General features: G+C 70.8%; 15 protein-coding genes. 4 read left to right on the forward strand and 11 right to left on the reverse strand.

From position 1 onward, the window contains the following. Window positions 1-82: 82 nt before the first annotated feature. Complete coding sequence (miaA, locus tag OHA58_RS08480) at window positions 83-1,021, reverse strand: tRNA (adenosine(37)-N6)-dimethylallyltransferase MiaA (protein WP_405477931.1); 939 nt, start codon at window positions 1,019-1,021, stop codon at window positions 83-85. Between the two features lie 182 nt (window positions 1,022-1,203). On the opposite strand from miaA, the gene OHA58_RS08485 reads away from it, so the two are divergent. Both OHA58_RS08485 and OHA58_RS08490 read left to right on the forward strand, forming a co-directional pair. After that, window positions 1,204-1,491 carry a hypothetical protein gene (locus OHA58_RS08485; RefSeq protein ID WP_405477933.1) on the forward strand — a complete coding sequence of 96 codons (288 nt, stop codon included), beginning with the start codon at window positions 1,204-1,206 and terminating at the stop codon, window positions 1,489-1,491. Window positions 1,492-1,515: 24 nt separating this feature from the next. After that, a complete protein-coding gene (locus tag OHA58_RS08490; RefSeq protein WP_405477935.1) occupies window positions 1,516-1,779 on the forward strand; it encodes an antitoxin in 264 nt (87 codons plus the stop codon). 112 nt (window positions 1,780-1,891) lie between these two features. Here OHA58_RS08490 and OHA58_RS08495 read toward each other — a convergent pair whose 3' ends face one another. From OHA58_RS08495 to OHA58_RS08540, 10 genes are all read right to left on the reverse strand, one after another. After that, window positions 1,892-2,602 (reverse strand): class III extradiol dioxygenase subunit B-like domain-containing protein, encoded by a 711-nt coding sequence (locus OHA58_RS08495; RefSeq protein ID WP_405477937.1) that lies wholly within the window; start codon window positions 2,600-2,602, stop codon window positions 1,892-1,894. Window positions 2,603-2,649: 47 nt separating this feature from the next. Continuing rightward, a complete protein-coding gene (gene miaB, locus OHA58_RS08500) occupies window positions 2,650-4,170 on the reverse strand; it encodes a tRNA (N6-isopentenyl adenosine(37)-C2)-methylthiotransferase MiaB (protein WP_266559153.1) in 1,521 nt (506 codons plus the stop codon). A 58-nt stretch (window positions 4,171-4,228) separates the two neighbouring features. Then, a complete protein-coding gene (locus OHA58_RS08505; protein WP_405477939.1) occupies window positions 4,229-5,278 on the reverse strand; it encodes a 2-oxoacid:ferredoxin oxidoreductase subunit beta in 1,050 nt (349 codons plus the stop codon). Next, window positions 5,271-7,301: a 2-oxoacid:acceptor oxidoreductase subunit alpha gene (locus tag OHA58_RS08510; protein ID WP_405477941.1), complete on the reverse strand. Its 2,031-nt coding sequence runs from the start codon at window positions 7,299-7,301 to the stop codon at window positions 5,271-5,273. The genes OHA58_RS08505 and OHA58_RS08510 overlap by 8 nt, the downstream gene beginning before the upstream one ends. Before the next feature lie 52 nt (window positions 7,302-7,353). Beyond that, window positions 7,354-9,141: an acyltransferase domain-containing protein gene (locus OHA58_RS08515; protein WP_405477943.1), complete on the reverse strand. Its 1,788-nt coding sequence runs from the start codon at window positions 9,139-9,141 to the stop codon at window positions 7,354-7,356. A gap of 114 nt (window positions 9,142-9,255) precedes the next feature. Continuing rightward, entirely contained in the window at window positions 9,256-9,525 is a 270-nt protein-coding gene (locus OHA58_RS08520) for an acyl carrier protein (protein ID WP_116509045.1), read from the reverse strand. A 73-nt stretch (window positions 9,526-9,598) separates the two neighbouring features. Next, a complete protein-coding gene (locus tag OHA58_RS08525; protein ID WP_405477945.1) occupies window positions 9,599-10,810 on the reverse strand; it encodes a ketosynthase chain-length factor in 1,212 nt (403 codons plus the stop codon). After that, on the reverse strand, window positions 10,807-12,072 hold the full coding sequence (locus OHA58_RS08530; RefSeq protein WP_116509049.1) for a beta-ketoacyl synthase: 1,266 nt from the start codon (window positions 12,070-12,072) through the stop codon (window positions 10,807-10,809). The genes OHA58_RS08525 and OHA58_RS08530 overlap by 4 nt, the downstream gene beginning before the upstream one ends. Before the next feature lie 261 nt (window positions 12,073-12,333). After that, window positions 12,334-13,923, reverse strand: a complete 1,590-nt coding sequence (locus OHA58_RS08535; RefSeq protein ID WP_405477948.1) for an acyl-CoA carboxylase subunit beta — start codon at window positions 13,921-13,923, stop codon at window positions 12,334-12,336. A 53-nt stretch (window positions 13,924-13,976) separates the two neighbouring features. Then, window positions 13,977-14,771, reverse strand: a complete 795-nt coding sequence (locus tag OHA58_RS08540; protein WP_375996140.1) for a BTAD domain-containing putative transcriptional regulator — start codon at window positions 14,769-14,771, stop codon at window positions 13,977-13,979. Window positions 14,772-15,021: 250 nt separating this feature from the next. Here OHA58_RS08540 and OHA58_RS08545 point away from each other — a divergent pair, with 250 nt between their 5' ends. Further along, complete coding sequence (locus tag OHA58_RS08545) at window positions 15,022-15,339, forward strand: hypothetical protein (protein ID WP_405477949.1); 318 nt, start codon at window positions 15,022-15,024, stop codon at window positions 15,337-15,339. Beyond that, window positions 15,336-17,609 carry a TOMM precursor leader peptide-binding protein gene (locus OHA58_RS08550; protein ID WP_405477951.1) on the forward strand — a complete coding sequence of 758 codons (2,274 nt, stop codon included), beginning with the start codon at window positions 15,336-15,338 and terminating at the stop codon, window positions 17,607-17,609. The genes OHA58_RS08545 and OHA58_RS08550 overlap by 4 nt, the downstream gene beginning before the upstream one ends. Window positions 17,610-17,664: the final 55 nt, after the last annotated feature.

The raw sequence follows: 17,664 nt of genomic DNA on the forward strand, positions 1-17,664 counted from the left end.
TTCACTGGTCGATCGATGGTCGATGATGGCACGCTCCCAGGGGCCGCGATGACGGCCGGAGCGTCCCGATGCCATCACGTGATCAGGCTGTGACCGGTCGTTCGATCAACGTCATTGCCCGGGCCGGGAGTTCCTCGCGTTCGGTCGCCGCGCCGCTGAGCCAGTGGACGCGCGGATCGCGCCGGAACCAGGAGTCCTGACGGCGTGCGAAGCGCTTGGTGGCGCGGACGGTCTCGGCGCGCGCCTCGTCCTCGGTGCACTCCCCCGCCAGCGCGGCGAGCACCTGCTGGTAGCCGAGCGCACGCGACGCCGTACGCCCTTCCCGCAGGCCGCGCGCCTCCAGGGTGCGCACCTCGTCCACGAGCCCGGCGTCCCACATGCGGTCGACGCGGGTCGCGATGCGCTCGTCGAGTTCGGGGCGCGCCACGTCGACGCCGATCTGGACGGTGTCGTAGACGGACTCGTGTCCCGGCAGGTTGGCCGTGAAGGGCTTGCCCGTGATCTCGATGACCTCGAGGGCGCGGACGATGCGCCGGCCGTTGCTCGGCAGGATCGCCTTGGCGGCCCCGGGGTCGGAGACGGCGAGGCGGGCGTGCAGGGCGCCGGAGCCGCGCAGGGCGAGCTCCTCCTCCAGGCGGGCGCGCACCTCGGGATCGGTGCCCGGGAACTCCAGGTGGTCCACCGCTCCGCGGACGTAGAGGCCGGAGCCGCCGACCAGGACGGGCCAGCGTCCCGCGGCGAGCAGGCGGTCGATCTCGGCGCGGGCGAGCTTCTGGTACTCCGCGACGCTGGCCGCCTCGGTGACGTCCCAGATGTCCAGGAGGTGGTGCGGGACGCCGCCGCGTTCCTCGGGCGTCAGTTTGGCGGTGCCGATGTCCATCCCCCGGTAGAGCTGCATGGAGTCGGCGTTGACGACCTCGCCGCCGAGTTCTCTGGCGAGAAAAACGCCCAGATCGGACTTTCCGGCCGCAGTGGGTCCGACGACGGCGATGACCCGCGGAGCGGGAGCTGCACTACTCACCGCCCCAGTCTCGCAAACCTCGGAGCCCGTTCCCGAACGAGCTACGTGACGCCACAGGTCCGGGGTCGTTCCCTGTTGCGAGGTTCCGACCGCCGGTTTCGAGTGCCTCAGACCCGGGCGACGCAATCGGACGCACCGGGCGACGCGGGATTTCGCCCGCACGAGTAACGTATGGAGTTGAAATGGGTGTTTTTGCCATGTTTCGCCGGAAGTCGAAGGGCGCGGAGGAGGCGTCAACCACTGAGGCGCAGGCCGCCACTCTGACGGCCGAGCCCGAGGCCGAGGACTCCTCCCCCGAGACGTCCGAGGCTGCCGACACCTCCGCGGCCGCCGAAGCCGCGGAGCCGGAGGCATCCACGGAGGCTGCCGGTACCCCCGAGCCCGCCGCGGCGGAGCCCGTGGAGATTCCCAAGCAGCAGTCCGCGGAGCAGGCCGCCGACAGCGAGGCCGGTGAGGGCGCCCGCAAGTAGTCCACCGCGAGTGAAGGTGAACCCATGGGCATCCTGGACACGTTGAAAGCCAAGCTCAGCAAGGACAAGGTCGCGGACCTCGCGCAGCAGCACGGGGACAAGGTCGACCAGGGCATGGACAAGGTCGCGAAGACGGTCGACGAGAAGACCAAGGGCAAGTACAGCGACCAGATCCAGACAGGCACGGGCAAGGCCAAGGACGCTATGGACCGCTTCGCGGAGCCGGGTCAGGGCAAGGGCGGCAGCCCGGACAGCGGCGGCACACCGCCGTCACCCCCCGCCTCCTGAGGCGCGCTACCAGCACACTGCGGACGGCCGCGGAGCCTTTTGTGGCTCCGCGGCCGTCGCCGTTCGTGCGTGCGTATCCGGGACCCGCCGCCGTCCCGGATGAAGCGCTCGTCTACGACCAGGTGGCGACGAAGTAGCCCACTCCGTAGGGAGCGTCCTCGTACAGGACGCGCCAGTTCTGGTCCTCGTCGAAGGCCGCCGTCATAACCTGCCACGGGGACCGGCCGGAGATCTTGAGTTCATGGGCGAGGTCCGCGTCGAGGTTCGCGAAGAACCCGTCGCGGTCGCCGTTGCGCAGGGCCTCGGCGATCGCCGCGTCGACCCCTTCGGCACGCTCGTCCAGGTAGCCGGGGGCCTTGAGACTGCGGCATGCGGTGCCGTCGCCCATGACGAGGAACCCCACGCGGTCCGCCCAGTTCGCGAGGTGGGTGCCGTCCTCCCCGTTGGTGGGCCAGGACCTGTCGCCCTTGACCACGTAGCCGGCCACGCGGCCGGTCCAGCCGGACCTGGCGAGCAGCCAGGCGCCGACCGTGAGGGACAGGGGCAGCCTGTCCGCGGGTGCCTCGGCGCCCTCGGGCACCGCGCCGAGACGGACCTCGTGGTCCACGCCGAAGGGCAGGAAACTCCCCACGGTGCCCTGCTCGTGCTCACGGGTCACCGGCCCTTCGCCGACGACCACGATCAGGTCGGGCCGGGCGGCCAGGACCGCGCGGACGGCCTCGTCACAGGCCGCGCGCGCGGCGTCCAGCTCGGGGGCCGCGCCCGCGGCGACCTCGGGCACGAGCAGGGGCGGGCAGGGGCAGACGGCGGCGGCGACAAGCATGATCGGCAGCCTACTGCGCCTCATGCGGCACGCAGGGAGTGGTGCCGTCAGTTGACGGCGCAGCCGCCCGTGGCCGCCGGCAGCGGGGCAGGGACGCCCACCGAGGGCAGGCCGAGCATGACGCCCTGCTTCTGCTCGGGCTCCGCGTTCCGCTTCTCCCAGGCGTCACCCGCGCGCGTGCGGCGCACTTCGAGGACGTCGCCCTCGGCGAGCAGGTGGTGCGGGGCCGCGTAGGTGATCTCGACGGTGACCACGTCACCGGGGCGCACCTCGGTGTCCGGCTTGGTGAAGTGCACCAGGCGGTTGTCGGGGGCGCGGCCGGACAGGCGGTGCGTGGCACCGTCCTTGCGGCCTTCGCCCTCGGCGACCATCAGCTCCAGGGTGCGGCCGACCTGCTTCTTGTTCTCGTCCCAGGAGATCTCCTCCTGGAGTTCGACCAGGCGCATGTAGCGCTCCTGGACGACCTCCTTGGGGATCTGGCCCTCCATGGTCGCCGCCGGGGTCCCGGGCCGCTTGGAGTACTGGAACGTGAAGGCGTTCGCGAAGCGGGCCTCGCGGACCGCGTGCATCGTCTGCTCGAAGTCCTCCTCGGTCTCGCCGGGGAAGCCCACGATGATGTCCGTGGAGATGGCGGCGTGCGGGATCGCGGCGCGCACCTTCTCGATGATCCCGAGGTAGCGCTCCTGCCGGTAGGACCGGCGCATCGCCTTCAGGACGGTGTCCGAGCCGGACTGCATCGGCATGTGCAGCTGGGGCATCACGTTCGGCGTCTCGGCCATGGCGGCGATCACGTCGTCGGTGAAGTCCCGCGGGTGCGGGGACGTGAAGCGCACCCGCTCCAGGCCCTCGATCTTCCCGCAGGCGCGCAGCAGCTTGCTGAAGGCCTCGCGGTCACCGATGTCCGAGCCGTACGCGTTCACGTTCTGGCCGAGCAGCGTGATCTCGCTGACGCCCTCGCCGACGAGCGCCTCGATCTCGGCGAGGATGTCGCCGGTCCTGCGGTCCTTCTCCTTGCCGCGCAGGGCGGGCACGATGCAGAAGGTGCAGGTGTTGTTGCAGCCGACGGAGATGGAGACCCAGGCCGCGTACGCGCTCTCGCGGCGGGTCGGCAGCGTGGAGGGGAACGCCTCCAGGGACTCGGCGATCTCGACCTGCGCCTCCTCCTGGATGCGGGCGCGCTCCAGGAGGACGGGCAGCTTGCCGATGTTGTGCGTGCCGAAGACGACGTCCACCCACGGGGCCCGCTGCACGATGGTGTCGCGGTCCTTCTGGGCGAGGCAGCCGCCGACGGCGATCTGCATGCCGGGCCGCTTCGTCTTCATCGGCGCCAGGCGGCCGAGATTGCCGTACAGCTTGTTGTCCGCGTTCTCGCGGACGGCGCACGTGTTGAAGACGACGACATCGGCGTCACCGTCGGCGCCCTCGGGCGCACGGACGTATCCGGCGTCCTCAAGGAGGCCGGAGAGCCGCTCGGAGTCGTGGACGTTCATCTGGCACCCGTAGGTGCGCACCTCGTACGTCTTGAATTGTTGAACGTCCACTGCCTGGCTCCGGTCGCTGCTGGTCATGCACTCCAGGGTAGGCGGTGCCGGGAGCCCCTTTGCTCCTGCCGCCGGACCCCGGGATTCATCCCACAACGGTCCAGCTGTCACCCCCGGCCAGCAGCTCGCTCAGCTCGCCCTTTCCGTTCTGTTCGATCGCTTCGTCGAGCTGGTCGGACATCTGCACGTCGTAGACGGGCCGCTCGGTGGAGCGGAAGACGCCGATGGGTGTGTGGTGCAGGGTGTGCGGGTCGGCCAGGCGGGACAGGGCGAACGCGGTGGTGGGCGAGGCCGCGTGCGCGTCGTGGACGAGGATCTGTGACTGGTTGTCCTCGCTCACGTCGACGACCTCCAGGTCACCGGTCTGGGAGTCCCGCACGACGCCCTTGGCGAGGCCGGTGCCGAAGCGGATCGGCTGCCCGTGTTCGAGGCGGATCACCGCCTCCTCGGCCTGCTGCTTGTCTTTGAGGACTTCGAAGGCGCCGTCGTTGAAGATGTTGCAGTTCTGGTAGATCTCCACCAGGGCCGTGCCGGGGTGGGCGGCCGCCTGCCGCAGCACGTCGGTGAGGTGTTTGCGGTCGGAGTCGACGGTGCGGGCCACGAACGAGGCCTCCGCGCCGAGCGCGAGGGACACCGGGTTGAAGGGGGCGTCGAGGGAGCCCATCGGCGTCGACTTGGTGATCTTGCCGACCTCGGAGGTGGGCGAGTACTGGCCCTTGGTCAGCCCGTAGATCCGGTTGTTGAAGAGGAGGATCTTCAGGTTCACGTTGCGGCGCAGGGCGTGGATGAGGTGGTTGCCGCCGATGGACAGCGCGTCGCCGTCACCGGTGACCACCCACACCGACAGGTCCCGCCGGCTGGAGGCCAGACCGGTCGCGATGGCCGGGGCGCGGCCGTGGATGGAGTGCATCCCGTAGGTGTTCATGTAGTACGGGAAGCGGGACGAGCAGCCGATGCCCGAGACGAAGACGATGTTCTCCTTCGCCAGCCCGAGCTCCGGCATGAAGCCCTGCACGGCGGCCAGGATCGCGTAGTCACCACAACCCGGGCACCAGCGCACCTCCTGGTCCGACTTGAAGTCCTTTGCCTTCAGGGCGACTTCACTCCTGGGCACGAGGCTGAGCATCTCAGCCATGGATGGCCTCCTTGAGAGCCGTGGCGAGCTGCTCAGCCTTGAACGGCATGCCGTTGACCTGGTTGTAGGAGCGGGCGTCCACCAGATACCTGGCCCGGATGAGGGTGGCGAGCTGGCCGAGGTTCATCTCGGGAATCACCACCTTGTCGTAACGCCCCAGGACCTCGCCCAGATTCCGCGGGAACGGGTTCAGATGCCGCAGATGAGCCTGCGCGATGAGCTCGCCGGCGGTGCGCAGCCGGCGTACGGCGGCGGTGATGGGTCCATACGTCGAACCCCACCCAAGGACCAGGGTGTTGGCCTCGCCCGAGGCGTCGTCGACCTCCAGGTCCGGGACCTCGATACCGTCGATCTTCGCCTGCCGGGTGCGGACCATGAACTCGTGGTTGGCCGGATCGTAGGAAATGTTGCCCGTGCCGTCCTGCTTCTCGATCCCGCCGATACGGTGCTCAAGACCCGGCGTGCCCGGGATCGCCCACGGACGGGCCAAAGTCTTCGCATCGCGCTTGTAGGGCCAGAACACCTCGGTGCCGTCGGCCTCGGTGTGATTCGGGCCGGAGGCGAACTGGGTGCGCAGGTCGGGGAGTTGGTCGATCTCCGGGATACGCCACGGCTCCGACCCGTTGGCCAGGTAGCCGTCGGAGAGGAGGAAGACCGGGGTGCGGTAGGTGATCGCGATGCGGGCCGCCTCGATCGCCGCGTCGAAGCAGTCGGCGGGCGTCCTCGGCGCGACCACCGGGACCGGCGCCTCACCGTTGCGGCCGTACATCGCCTGCAGCAGGTCCGCCTGCTCCGTCTTCGTCGGCAGGCCGGTGGACGGGCCGCCGCGCTGGATGTCCACGACGAGGAGCGGCAGTTCGAGACTCACGGCCAGGCCGATCGTCTCCGACTTCAGCGCCACACCGGGGCCCGATGTCGTGGTCACCGCCAGGGAACCGCCGAACGCCGCGCCCAGCGCCGCGCCGATGCCCGCGATCTCGTCCTCGGCCTGGAACGTGCGCACACCGAAGTTCTTGTGCTTCGACAGCTCGTGCAGGATGTCCGAGGCCGGGGTGATCGGATACGAGCCCAGGTAGAGCGGCAGGTCCGCCTGCCGGGAGGCGGCGATCAGGCCGTACGACAGGGCCAGATTCCCCGAGATGTTGCGGTACGTACCCGTCGGGAACGCGGACGCAGCCGGGGCAACCTCGTAGGAGACGGCGAAGTCCTCGGTGGTCTCGCCGAAGTTCCAGCCCGCGCGGAAGGCGGCGATGTTGGCCTCGGCGATCTGCGGCTTCTTCGCGAACTTCGACTTGAGGAACTTCTCCGTGCCCTCGGTGGGCCGGTGGTACATCCACGAGAGCAGGCCGAGCGCGAACATGTTCTTCGAGCGGCCCGCGTCCTTGCGGGACAGCTCGAACTCCTTGAGCGCCTCGACCGTCAGGGCCGTCAGCGGCACCGGGTGGACGCTGTAGCCGTCCAGGGAGCCGTCCTCCAGCGGGGAGGTCGCGTAACCGACCTTCTGCATCGCCCGTTTGGTGAACTCGTCCGTGTTGACGATGATCTCCGCGCCGCGCGGCACATCCGCGATGTTCGCCTTCAGGGCGGCCGGGTTCATCGCCACCAGCACGTTCGGCGCGTCGCCCGGGGTGAGGATGTCATGGTCCGCGAAATGCAACTGGAAAGAGGAAACGCCCGGCAGGGTACCTGCGGGCGCGCGGATCTCGGCGGGGAAGTTCGGCAGCGTGGAGAGGTCGTTTCCGAACGACGCCGTCTCCGAAGTGAACCGGTCACCCGTCAGCTGCATACCATCGCCCGAGTCACCCGCAAACCGGATGATCACCCGGTCCAGACGCCGTACGTCCTTCACGTTCACCGCTGCTCCCTGATCGGCTCCATGAGCTGCCTCTGCAGCGCGAGTTCGGTCGAAGTCAGCGCGATGTCCGGACGGAGCCGCTCGGGGTGCCCCTGGGGCGGCTCGTCCAGGCTCGGCTCGGGCCCGACCGGCGGTGGGCCCAGGGTGGACATCCCCAGCCAGATCCATCCCGCGGCGGTCAGCCAGTGGAAGATCTCGCGCAGGGCCTTGGAGACGATTCTCATGCGACCAGAGCCTTTGCCGGTATGGGCGGCGTCCTGATGCCGGCCGCCGCGGATGCGTCGTCGTCGCTCCACGTCCACAGACGGGCGATCGCGTTCAGGTCCAGGTCGTGGCCCTCGGTCCATAGGCGGGCGGCCGCGTTGAGCACGGACTGCCGGTCGGCCTCCTGGGTGCCCGGGCGGGCCGGGAGGAGCGGGCAGACCGCGCCGGCGCCGAGGCGGACCGAGCGGTGCCTGCGGGCGAAGGCGGTGAGCGTCTGGCGCGGGCCGGCCTCGATGAGGAGGACGTCGTCGGCCGCGAGGAGCTCGTCCAGGGCGTTGCGGAAGTGGACGGTGTCGGTGATCTGGTCGGCCCAGAAGCGGGGGCTGCGCGCGGCCTCGGGGCTCATCAGGGTGCCGGTGTAGCCGGAGTAGAGGGGCAGCTTCGGCTCGCGCAGCGGGATGTCGCGGTAGTCGGTCTCGATCGCGTCGGAGGCGGGTGCCATCGCCGGGGAGTGGAAGGGGCTGGTGGCGGGGACCGTGACGACCGTGAGACCGTCCGCGCGCAGGCGGTCGGCGACCTCGCCGAGGGGCTGGTCCGAACCGGCCAGCATCACCTGCTGGTTGGCGTTGACGGCCGCGATGCCCACCCCGTCCGTCAGGTAGGGGCGCAGCCGCTCCTCGCTCGCGGCGACGGCGAGCATGCCGCCGGCCGGGATCTTCACGGCCTCCCTGACCCGGGCCTGGACCATGGCGACGGCGTCGCGCAGGGAGACCACGCCGGCGAAGGTGGCTGCCACGAGTTCGCCCGCGCTGTGGCCGAGGAACGCCGTGGGGCGTACACCCCAGCTGAGGATCAGGCGGCCCAGCGCGTAGTCGATCGCGAACAGCAGCGGCTGGGCGCGGCGTACGTCGTCGATGCCGATGGCGGCGCTCTGCGGGTTCAGCCAGTCGGCGCGTACCCGGGAGCCCTCCTCGCCCATGTGGGCCAGGGCCGCGTCGACGGCCGCGGTGAAGACGGGCTCGCGGCGGTAGAGGCCGGCCGCCATGCCGGCGTGCTGCGAGCCCTGGCCGGGGAAGAGCAGGACGACGGGACGACTGCGGGACACGTCGACGGCGCGGGCCTGGTGGACGGCGCGGGCAGCGAGCGTGGACACGGCGACGGCCGCGCCGCGTATCGGGCCGGGCGGGGTGCCGCAGGGCACGGCGGTCGGCAGCGCGGGGTACGCCTCCCGGTGGATTCCGCCGAGCATCGGCAGGAGTTCGGCGCGTACCCGGACCTCGTCGTCCGCGGTCCGGCCGGACCAGAGGATCAGGCGGTGGCGGTCGGGGTCGGTGCCGCGGGGGTTCTGCCGCACGGGCCGCAGGGGCGGTGCGTCCTGCGGGCTGTGCGGGGCCGTCACATCGAGTACGCCGAGGACGGCGTCCCCTTCGGCCACCGCTTCCGCGGCGCGCTTCACCGCGTACACGGTGATGGTCTGGGCGTCGGGTTCGCCGAAGCCCGCGACGAGGACGAGGTCGGCGGTGCCCTCGTGGAGTTCGTGGTGGGCGCGGCGCAGGGCCAGGCCGGCGGTGGCCGCCGTCCGGACGGTGAAGCCCTCGTGCTCGGCCCCGAGTCCGGGGTCGACGGCGGAGGATCCGATGAGGACGACGGTTCGGGCCGGCAGGTCCTCGGGGGAACGGCCGAAGGCGCGCAGTACGGCCGAGACGGCGGTGGCCGAGGCCACGACCGGAGCCTGCTCCTGCGGAGCCGGGCCGGGGCTGACGATCAGCCGGCGGACCACCGCACTGTGAGACGTGAGTGACATGGTTCCCTCCTCGTGGACCGTGGCTCGGCCGCATGGATGTCAAGGGATCGGGGCACGGAGCGGCCGCCCTGCCTGCCGGGGGAACGAAGGCAGGGCGGCCGCGGGGTGTCCGGCTCAGGCGGCGGGCGTCCGGCCGGAGTTGATGAGGGCGAGGAGCGCGCCCGGGGTCTCCGCGTCGACGACGGCGTCGTCGGGGATGCTGATGCCGTAGTCGCGCTGGATCTCGCCGATGACCTGGAGCAGGGCGAGGGAGTCGTAGCCGAGTTCTATGAACGGCGTGTCGATGACATCGCCGTCGAGGTCGACGCCCTCTTCCTCACCCGCGCTCTCGCGGAGCATGCGGGTCAGGTCGGCCAGGGTCACGGTGGCGGTGGAGATGGTCATGGTTGGTGCCGTCCTCTCGGTTGGGCTCGCTGATGCGGCGGGGTGTGGCGGGGTGTGGCGACTGGGAAACGGTTCAGGCGGTGCGGCGCACCACGAGTGCGGCGTTGAAGCCGCCGTGGCCGCGGGCGAGGACGAGTGCGGTGCGCAGATCGGCCTCGCGTGCTTCGGTGACCAGGTCGATGGTGTGCTCCGGGGCCGGAGCGGTCACATGGACGGTGGGCGGGACGACTCCGTCGCGCAGGGCGAGCAGCGCGGTCGCCGCGTCGAGGGCGGCGCCCCCGGCGAGGAGGCGGCCGGTCATCGTCTTGGGGGCCGTGACGGGGACGCCGGCCGGCCCGAACAGCTCGGTCAGTGCCTGGGCTTCGGCCCGGTCCAGGTCCGGGACGCCGGCGGCGTCCGCGAAGACGACGTCGATGTCGCCGGGGGTGATCCCGGCGTCGGCGAGGGCGTTCTCGGCGGCCCTGCGCAGTCCGGGCGGGCGGCCGGTGCCGGGGGCCGGGTCGAGGGTCGCCGCGTATCCGGCGATCTCGCCGTACACGTGCCCGGCGCCGCGCGCGGCGGCCGAGCCGGCCTCTTCGACGAGCAGGATGGCGCCGCCCTCTCCCGGGACGTATCCGCCGGCCTCGGCGGCGAACGGGAGGTAGGCCCGGGTGGGGTCGTCGACTGTGCTCATCAGGCCGGAGGCGATCTGCGGCACCCAGCCCCAGGGGCAGATGGCCGCGTCGACGCCGCCCGCGATGACGGCGGGGAAGCCCTTGCGGATGTGCCGGCGGGCGTGCCCGATGGCGTCGATGCCGCCGGCCTGCTCGGTGAGCAGGACTCCGCTGGGGCCGCGCAGCTTGTGCCGGATGGAGATCTGTCCGGTGTTGACCGCGTAGAACCAGGCGAAGGACTGGTAGGCGCTGACGTACTCCTTGCCCTTGCTCCACAGGTTCTGGAGTTCGCGCTGGCCGAACTCGACGGCCCCGCCGGACGCGGCCGTGACCACGCCGATGCCGTACTCGGGGAGTTCGTCGGTGTCGATCCCCGCGTCCTTCAGCGCCCAGTCCGCCGCGGTCAGCGCGAGGCGCGTCATGTGGTCGGTCTGCGGCATCAGCCGGCTGGGGATGTGCTCCTCGGCGACGTATCCGGACACCTCGCCGGCGATGCGGGACGGGTACTGGGCGGCGTCGAAGCGGGTGACGGGTCCGAGGCCCGACTCGCCGGCCAGGGTGGCCTTCCAGAACTCCTCGGTGCCGAGGCCGTTGGGGGCGGTGATCCCCAGGCCGGTCACGACGGCGGTCATACGGTCCTCCTGTCCGGGCGGGCCAGCACCATGGCGCTCTGGAATCCGCCGAACCCACTGCCCACGCTGAGCACCACGTCGGTCTGCTGCTCGCGGGCGACGAGCGGGATGTAGTCGAGGTCGAGCTCGGGGTCCGGCTCGTGGAGGTTCGCGGTGGGCGGCAGGACGCCGTGTTTCATCGCGAGGGCGCAGGCGGCGATCTCCAGGGAGCCGATGGCTCCGAGCGAGTGGCCGATCATCGATTTGATGGAGCTCACGGGGGTGCGGTAGGCGTGCTCGCCGAGGCTGCGCTTGAAGGCGCCGGTCTCGTGGCGGTCGTTCATCTTGGTGCCGGAGCCGTGGGCGTTGATGTAGTCGACCGAGTCCGGGGCGAGCTGCGACTCGGCCAGGGCGGCGTCGATGGCCTCCGCCATTTCGAGGCCGTCCGGCTTGAGGCCGGTCATGTGGTACGCGTTGCAGCGGGAGGCGAACCCGGAGATCTCGGCGTAGATATGGGCACCGCGCCGCTTCGCGCTCTCCAGTTCCTCCAGGACCAGGATGGCGGCGCCCTCGCCGAGGACGAGGCCGCTGCGGGTCCGGTCGAAGGGCCGGCAGGCGCTCTCCGGGGTGTCGTTGCGGGGTGTGGTGGCGAGGATGGCGTCGAAACAGGCCGAGGTGATCGGCGAGATGGGCGCCTCGGTGGCACCGGCGATCATGACGTCGGCCGTGCCCTCGCGGATGAGTTCCACGGCGTGGCCGAGGGAGTCGAGGCCGGAGGTGCATCCGGTGGAGACGACCGCGGCCGGCCCCTCCGCCCCGGCGGCCCTGCCGACCTCTGCGGCCAGCGAGCTGGGCACGAAATGCCGGTACAGCTCGGGTACGGCGTACTCGTGGTCGACGTTCCACTTGCGGCCGCCGTCGCTGACGACGGCGTACTCGCGCTCCAGGCTCGTGGTGCAGCCGACCGCGCTGCCGACCGCCGTGCCGACGCGGCCGGGGTCGAGGGCGGAGATCTCCAGGCCGCTGTCGGCGAGGGCCTCACGGGTGGAGACGACCGCGAACTGCGCGGCCCGGTCGAGCCTGCGGGTCTCCTGCTGGGAGAGCCCGGCGGCGAAGGGGTCGAAGTCGACCTCGGCGGCGACCTGCGAGCGGAACGGTGAGGGATCGTAGAAGGAGATCCGGCGGGTGGCCGTGCGGCCCGCCGTGAGCAGCTCCCAGTACTCCTTGACACCGACCCCACCCGGGGCCACGACGCCCAGGCCGGTGATGGCGACTCTGCGCATGGTCTACCTGGCCTTCGACGGGGCCTGGGGCGTCGCTGCGCACCAGCCGGTTGGCACTCTGGGGGTCACTGTCGATCCCTTCATCCGTGCTGATCATGGGTCGGTGGCAGCGGCCGGAGGGGGTTCGGGGTGGGAACCCCCCCGGCCGGCCTGTCCCGGTCTGCGGCTCGCTCGTAGCGTGCTGCCCTGACCGGTGAAGCTATGGAACGTCCGTGCCCTAGAACCGGACTCGTGTGCGCGTGGACCTGTCGAACTGCCCGCCTATGTCGGGACATTTCCGTGCTTACGCGACGGCACTTCGGCGCGTTTCGAGCGCAGCATCGCGAGTGAGCTGATGAGGATGCGGCGGGTGTCCCCGGGATCGATGACGTCGTCCACCAGGCCGCGCTCCGCCGCGAAGTAGGGGTGCATGAGCTCGGTCCTGTACTCGTCGACGCGTCGGGCGCGTACCGCAGCGGGGTCGTCCGACGCGGCGATCTCGCGGCGGAAGATGACGTTGGCGGCGCCCTCCGCGCCCATCACGGCGATCTCGTTGGTGGGCCAGGCGAAGGCGAGATCGGCCCCGATGGAGCGGGAGTCCATGACGATGTACGCGCCGCCGTACGCCTTGCGCAGGACGAGGGAGATCCGGGGCACGGTCGCGTTGCAGTACGCGTGCAGGAGCTTGGCGCCGTGCCGGATGATGCCGTTGTGCTCCTGGTCGACGCCGGGCAGGAAGCCGGGGACGTCCACCAGGGTGACGAGCGGGATGTTGAAGGAGTCGCACGTGGAGACGAACCGCGCGGCCTTCTCGCTCGCGTGGATGTCGAGGACGCCGGCGAGGGCGGCGGGCTGGTTGGCGACGATGCCGACCGTGCGGCCGTCGAGGCGGGCCAGGGTGCACACGACGTTGGGCGCCCACGCCTCGTGGACCTCGAAGGTCTCGCCGTCGTCGACGATCTCCTCGATCACCGCGCGGATGTCGTAGCTGCGGCCCGGGTCGGCCGGCACCAGGTCGACAAGGCCGTCGGTGCGCCGGTCGGCGGGGTCGTCGCAGGGCACCGCGGGCGGCAGCTCACGGTTGTGGGACGGCAGGAGCGCGATGAGGAAGCGCACGTCCTCCAGGCAGTCGGCCTCGTCGTCGTAGGCGAAGTGGCAGACACCCGAGGTCGTGGCGTGCACGTCGGCCCCGCCGAGACCGTTGTGGGTGATCTTCTCGCCGGTCACCGCCTGCACCACGTCGGGTCCGGTGATGAACATCTGCGCCGTTTCGCGGACCATGAAAACGTAGTCGGTCAGGGCCGGCGAATAGGCCGCGCCTCCGGCGCAGGGGCCCAGCATCACGCTGATCTGCGGGATGACCCCCGAGGAGGCGACATTGCGGCGGAAGATGCCGCCGTAGCCCGCGAGCGCGGTGACGCCCTCCTGGATACGCGCGCCCGCCCCGTCGTTGAGGCTGACGAGCGGTGCACCCGCGTCCGCCGCGAGGTCCATCACCTTGTGCACCTTCGCGGCATGCGCCTCGCCGAGTGCTCCGGCGAAGACGCGGAAGTCGTGCGCGTAGGCGAAGACCGTCCGGCCGTGGACCAGGCCCCAGCCGATCACGACACCGTCGCCGTGCGGCTTGCGGTCCTCCAGGCCGAACCCGGTGGCGCGGTGCCGGCGCAGCGGCTCGATCTCGGTGAACGTGTCCTCGTCAAAGAGGAGTTCGAGGCGCTCGTGCGCGGTGAGTTTGTTCTTCTCGTGCTGCCGCCGGGTGGCCGCGGGATCGGGCCCGCGACTCACCTCCTCCTTGAGCCGCCGCAGTTCCGCGGTGGCACGGCGGAGGTCGGGGACTGCCGGACTGACGGTGATGTCGTCGAGGATCGTCATCGGCCGAACGTAGGAACGCCGGCTAGAGATGTACTGGAGAGAACCCCGGCCGGTCAGCCGGTCACGGGCACGTGGACGTCCAGGGCCGGGTCGGCGGACAGCACCGCCTGATGGAGCTGCTGCAACCGGGCCGAGGGCTCGAGTCCCAGCTCGTCGACGAGGGTCACCCGCAGCCGCTGGTAGGCCTCGAGCGCCCGCCAGGCGCTGCCCGACCGGTGCAGTGCGGTCATCAGCTGGGCGCAGAAGTTCTCGTGCATCGGGTGCCGGGCGACCAGGACCCGCAGTTCCGGCACGATCTCGCTGTGCCGGCCGAGCTTCAGATCGGAGTCGATCCGCCTCTCCAGAGCGGCCATCCGGTCCTCCTCCAGACGGAGCACCTCCAGCTCCAGCGCGGTGCCGACGCGTACGTCGACGAGGGCGGAGCCGCGCCACATCTTCAGGGCCTGGCCGAGGAGTTCGGAGGCCGCGAGGTGGTCCCCCGCCTCGTGCGCGGCCCGGCCCGACGCGGTGACGCGCAGGAACTCGTGCGCGTCGACCTGGCCCGGCTGCACCTGGAGCAGATAGCCGCCGTGCTGCGTGACCAGGACGTCCTTGGCCTGGCGGGCCGGGTCGCCGTCGAGCGCCGCGGCGATCTTGCGGCGCAGCTGGAGGATGTACGTCTGCAAGGTGGTGGCCGCGCTGCGCGGGATGTCCTCTCCCCAGATCTCCTCCATGAGCGTCGCCACGGTCACGACCCGGTCGGACTGCAGGGCGAGCAGGGACAGGATCTGGCGCGGTTTGGCGGCCGTGGGTACGACGGACACCCCGTTCTCACGGGCCGTCAACGGCCCCAGGACATTGATCTCCATGATGGCGCCCTCCCCTTCGTGCGCTGGTTCGGCAGGTCCGTCGGCGGGCCTGCACGGATTCGCGGAGTCTGCACCGACCCTCGCACCCGCGGCATTGCGGTCCCAGTGAGGTGGTCACGTGACCGGGCATGAAAATGTCATGTCCCGATGGTGACAGTGGCACTGTGCCGTTCGACGTGGTGGGACACAGAATCCAGGAATTCGGCAAGCGAACAACGTCTCGCACGATCGACTCAGCAGGGGGCTCTCCATGGACACCGTTACGGTTCAGCTGACTTCGGATCACCAGTTCGCACTCCTCACCGCCCGGGCCGGCCTCGAGCCCGACCTGGCCCAGCGCTACACGAGCGACCCCGTCTCCGTACTCGCCGAGTTCGGTCTCCCCGCCGTGGAGCCGGTGTACGGCGACGACGTCGCGGACCTCTTCGGGGAGGTGTACAAGGGCGGGAGCGCCGACCGGGGCCTGGTCATCGACCACCTGGACCGGCCCGGCACCGTCATGCTCTACGGCTGCGCCACCGGCATGGCGCCCCTGCCCGGCGAAGAGGCCGAAGCGGCGCGTGCATGAACATATCCGGGGGGGTACCCACCGAACTTCTGGTGGGGTTCAAGAGACATCTGCGGGTGGAGGCGATCGAAGGGGACGCCGTCTACCTGCTGTCGGAGCGGGAGACAACTGCCTTGCAGGGCCGTGAGGTTCAGCACCTCGCGGCCCTGCTGGACGGGACCCGCACGCTGGCGGGCGTGCTGCGGGACGCGGCGGCGACCCTGCCGCCGACGACCGCGGCCCGCATGATCGCCGAGCTCGCCCGGGCCGATCTGGTCGGCTATCACGACCCGGCCACCGACGCCTCGACGGAGGCGTACTGGGAGATCGCCGGGCTGCACGGGCCCAGCGCGTCCGCCTCGTTCCGGGAGACCCGGGTGGCGCTCGTGCACCTGGGGAAGGGGGATCCCGCGGCGGTGCGGGCCGAGTGCCTGGCCGCGGGCCTGCGGATGGCCGGCCCCGGCGACGAGGACGTGGCCGAACTGTCCCTCGTCCTGTGCGACGACTACCTGGACCCCCGGCTGGCCGAGGTCGACGCCCGCCACCGGGCGTCGGGCCGCTCCTGGCTCCTCGCGAAGCCGAGCGGCGCGGAGCCCTGGGTGGGGCCGGTGTACGGGGGCGGGGACAGCGCGTGCTGGGAGTGTCTGGCGCACCGCCTGCGCGGGCACCGGTCGTCGACGGCGCCGGTCCGGCAGGCCCTGGGACTGGGGGGCGTGCTGCCCGTCCCGGAGGCCTCGTTCGCCACCGTGCGCGCCCTGGGGCTGCACACCGCGGTGCTGGAGGCGACGAAGTGGGTGGCCGGCATGCGGTACGAGGGCCAGGGCGCCGTCTGCACGCTGGACACCCGAACCCTCGCGACCCGCCGGCACCCGGTGATCCGCCGTCCGCAGTGCTCCACGTGCGGGGATCCGGAGCTCGTCGCACGACAGGTACGCGCACCCTTCACCCCGCGCTCCAGCCCCAAGGTCCGTACGGTGGGCGGCAATCACCGGTCGCAGAGTGCGGAGGCGGTGCTGTCCCGCTACCGGCATCTGGCCGACCCGGTCACCGGCGTCGTGTCCGAGCTCCGTCCTGCCCCTGGCGCGCCGGACGGACTGAACCGGTACGTCGCCGGGCGCAATCTGGCACTGGGCGACAGCCGTTCCCTGGCCGGGCTGCGTGGTGGCCTGCGCGGCCAGAGCGGAGGCAAGGGAACCACTCCGCAGGAGGCCGAGGTCAGCGCGCTGTGCGAGGCACTGGAGCGCTACTGCGGTACCCGGCAGGGCGACGAGCCCACGGTGCGGGACACCCTGGCGGGGCTCGGTGACGCCGCCGTGCATCCCAATCTCTGCCAGCTGTTCGCCGACCGGCAGTTCCGGGAGCGGGACCAGTGGAATCCGCGGCACTCGCGCTTCCAGCAGGTCCCGCCGCCGTTCGACCCGCAGGCACCGGCCGACTGGACGCCGGTGTGGTCCCTCACGTCGGGCACGCAGCGGCTGCTGCCGACGTCGATGCTGTACTTCGGCCCCGGTCCCGACGGTGTGCCGGCCACGCCGTGGGCCGACTCCAACGGCAACGCGGCGGGCAGCAGCCCGGAGGACGCCGTCGTGCAGGGCTTCCTCGAACTGGTGGAACGGGACGCGGTGGCGCTGTGGTGGTACAACCGCACGCGCCAGCCCGCGGTGGACCTCGACGCCTTCGACGAGCCGTGGCTGGCCCGCACCCGGCAGACGTTCGAACGGCTCCACCGCCATGTCTGGGCGCTCGACCTCACATCGGACTTCGGCATTCCGGTTGTGGTGGCCATGTCCCGGCGCACCGACGGGCCGGCCCAGGCGATCTCGTTCGGGTTCGGGGCTCATTTCGATCCCCGGCTCGCTCTGCGGCGGGCGGTCACGGAAATGGCCCAACTCCTTCCCCCGGAGGGGGACCCGGCTGAATTCCGGTCCGCGGACCGTGATCTTTCTGCCTGGTGGCAGGGGGCGACGGTGGAGAATCAGCCATACGTTCGCGCGGATCCAGCCGAAGCTCCACGGACCCCGGAGTCCTATTCCTTTCCGGTCCACAACGACCTGCTGGACGACATCGAGTTGGCCGAAACCCTTGTACGTGGCCGTGGCATGGAATTGTTGATCCTTGATCAAACACGCCCCGACGTGGGACTTCCCGTTGTGAAGGTGATCATTCCGGGAATGCGCCACTTCTGGGCACGGTTCGCCCCGGGCCGTCTCTTCGATATACCGGTGGAGCTCGGACGCCGAACGCGCCCTCTTCCGTACGAGGAAATCAACCCGATTCCCCTGTTCGTCTGAGTTCGGCCGTCGGTTCGATTCGCTGGCTCGGAGCCAGCGAATCGACATAGCATGC

Origin of the sequence: Streptomyces sp. NBC_00009 (genome assembly GCF_045040855.1) — a bacterium.
Classification (GTDB): Bacteria; Actinomycetota; Actinomycetes; order Streptomycetales; family Streptomycetaceae; genus Streptomyces; species Streptomyces aureus.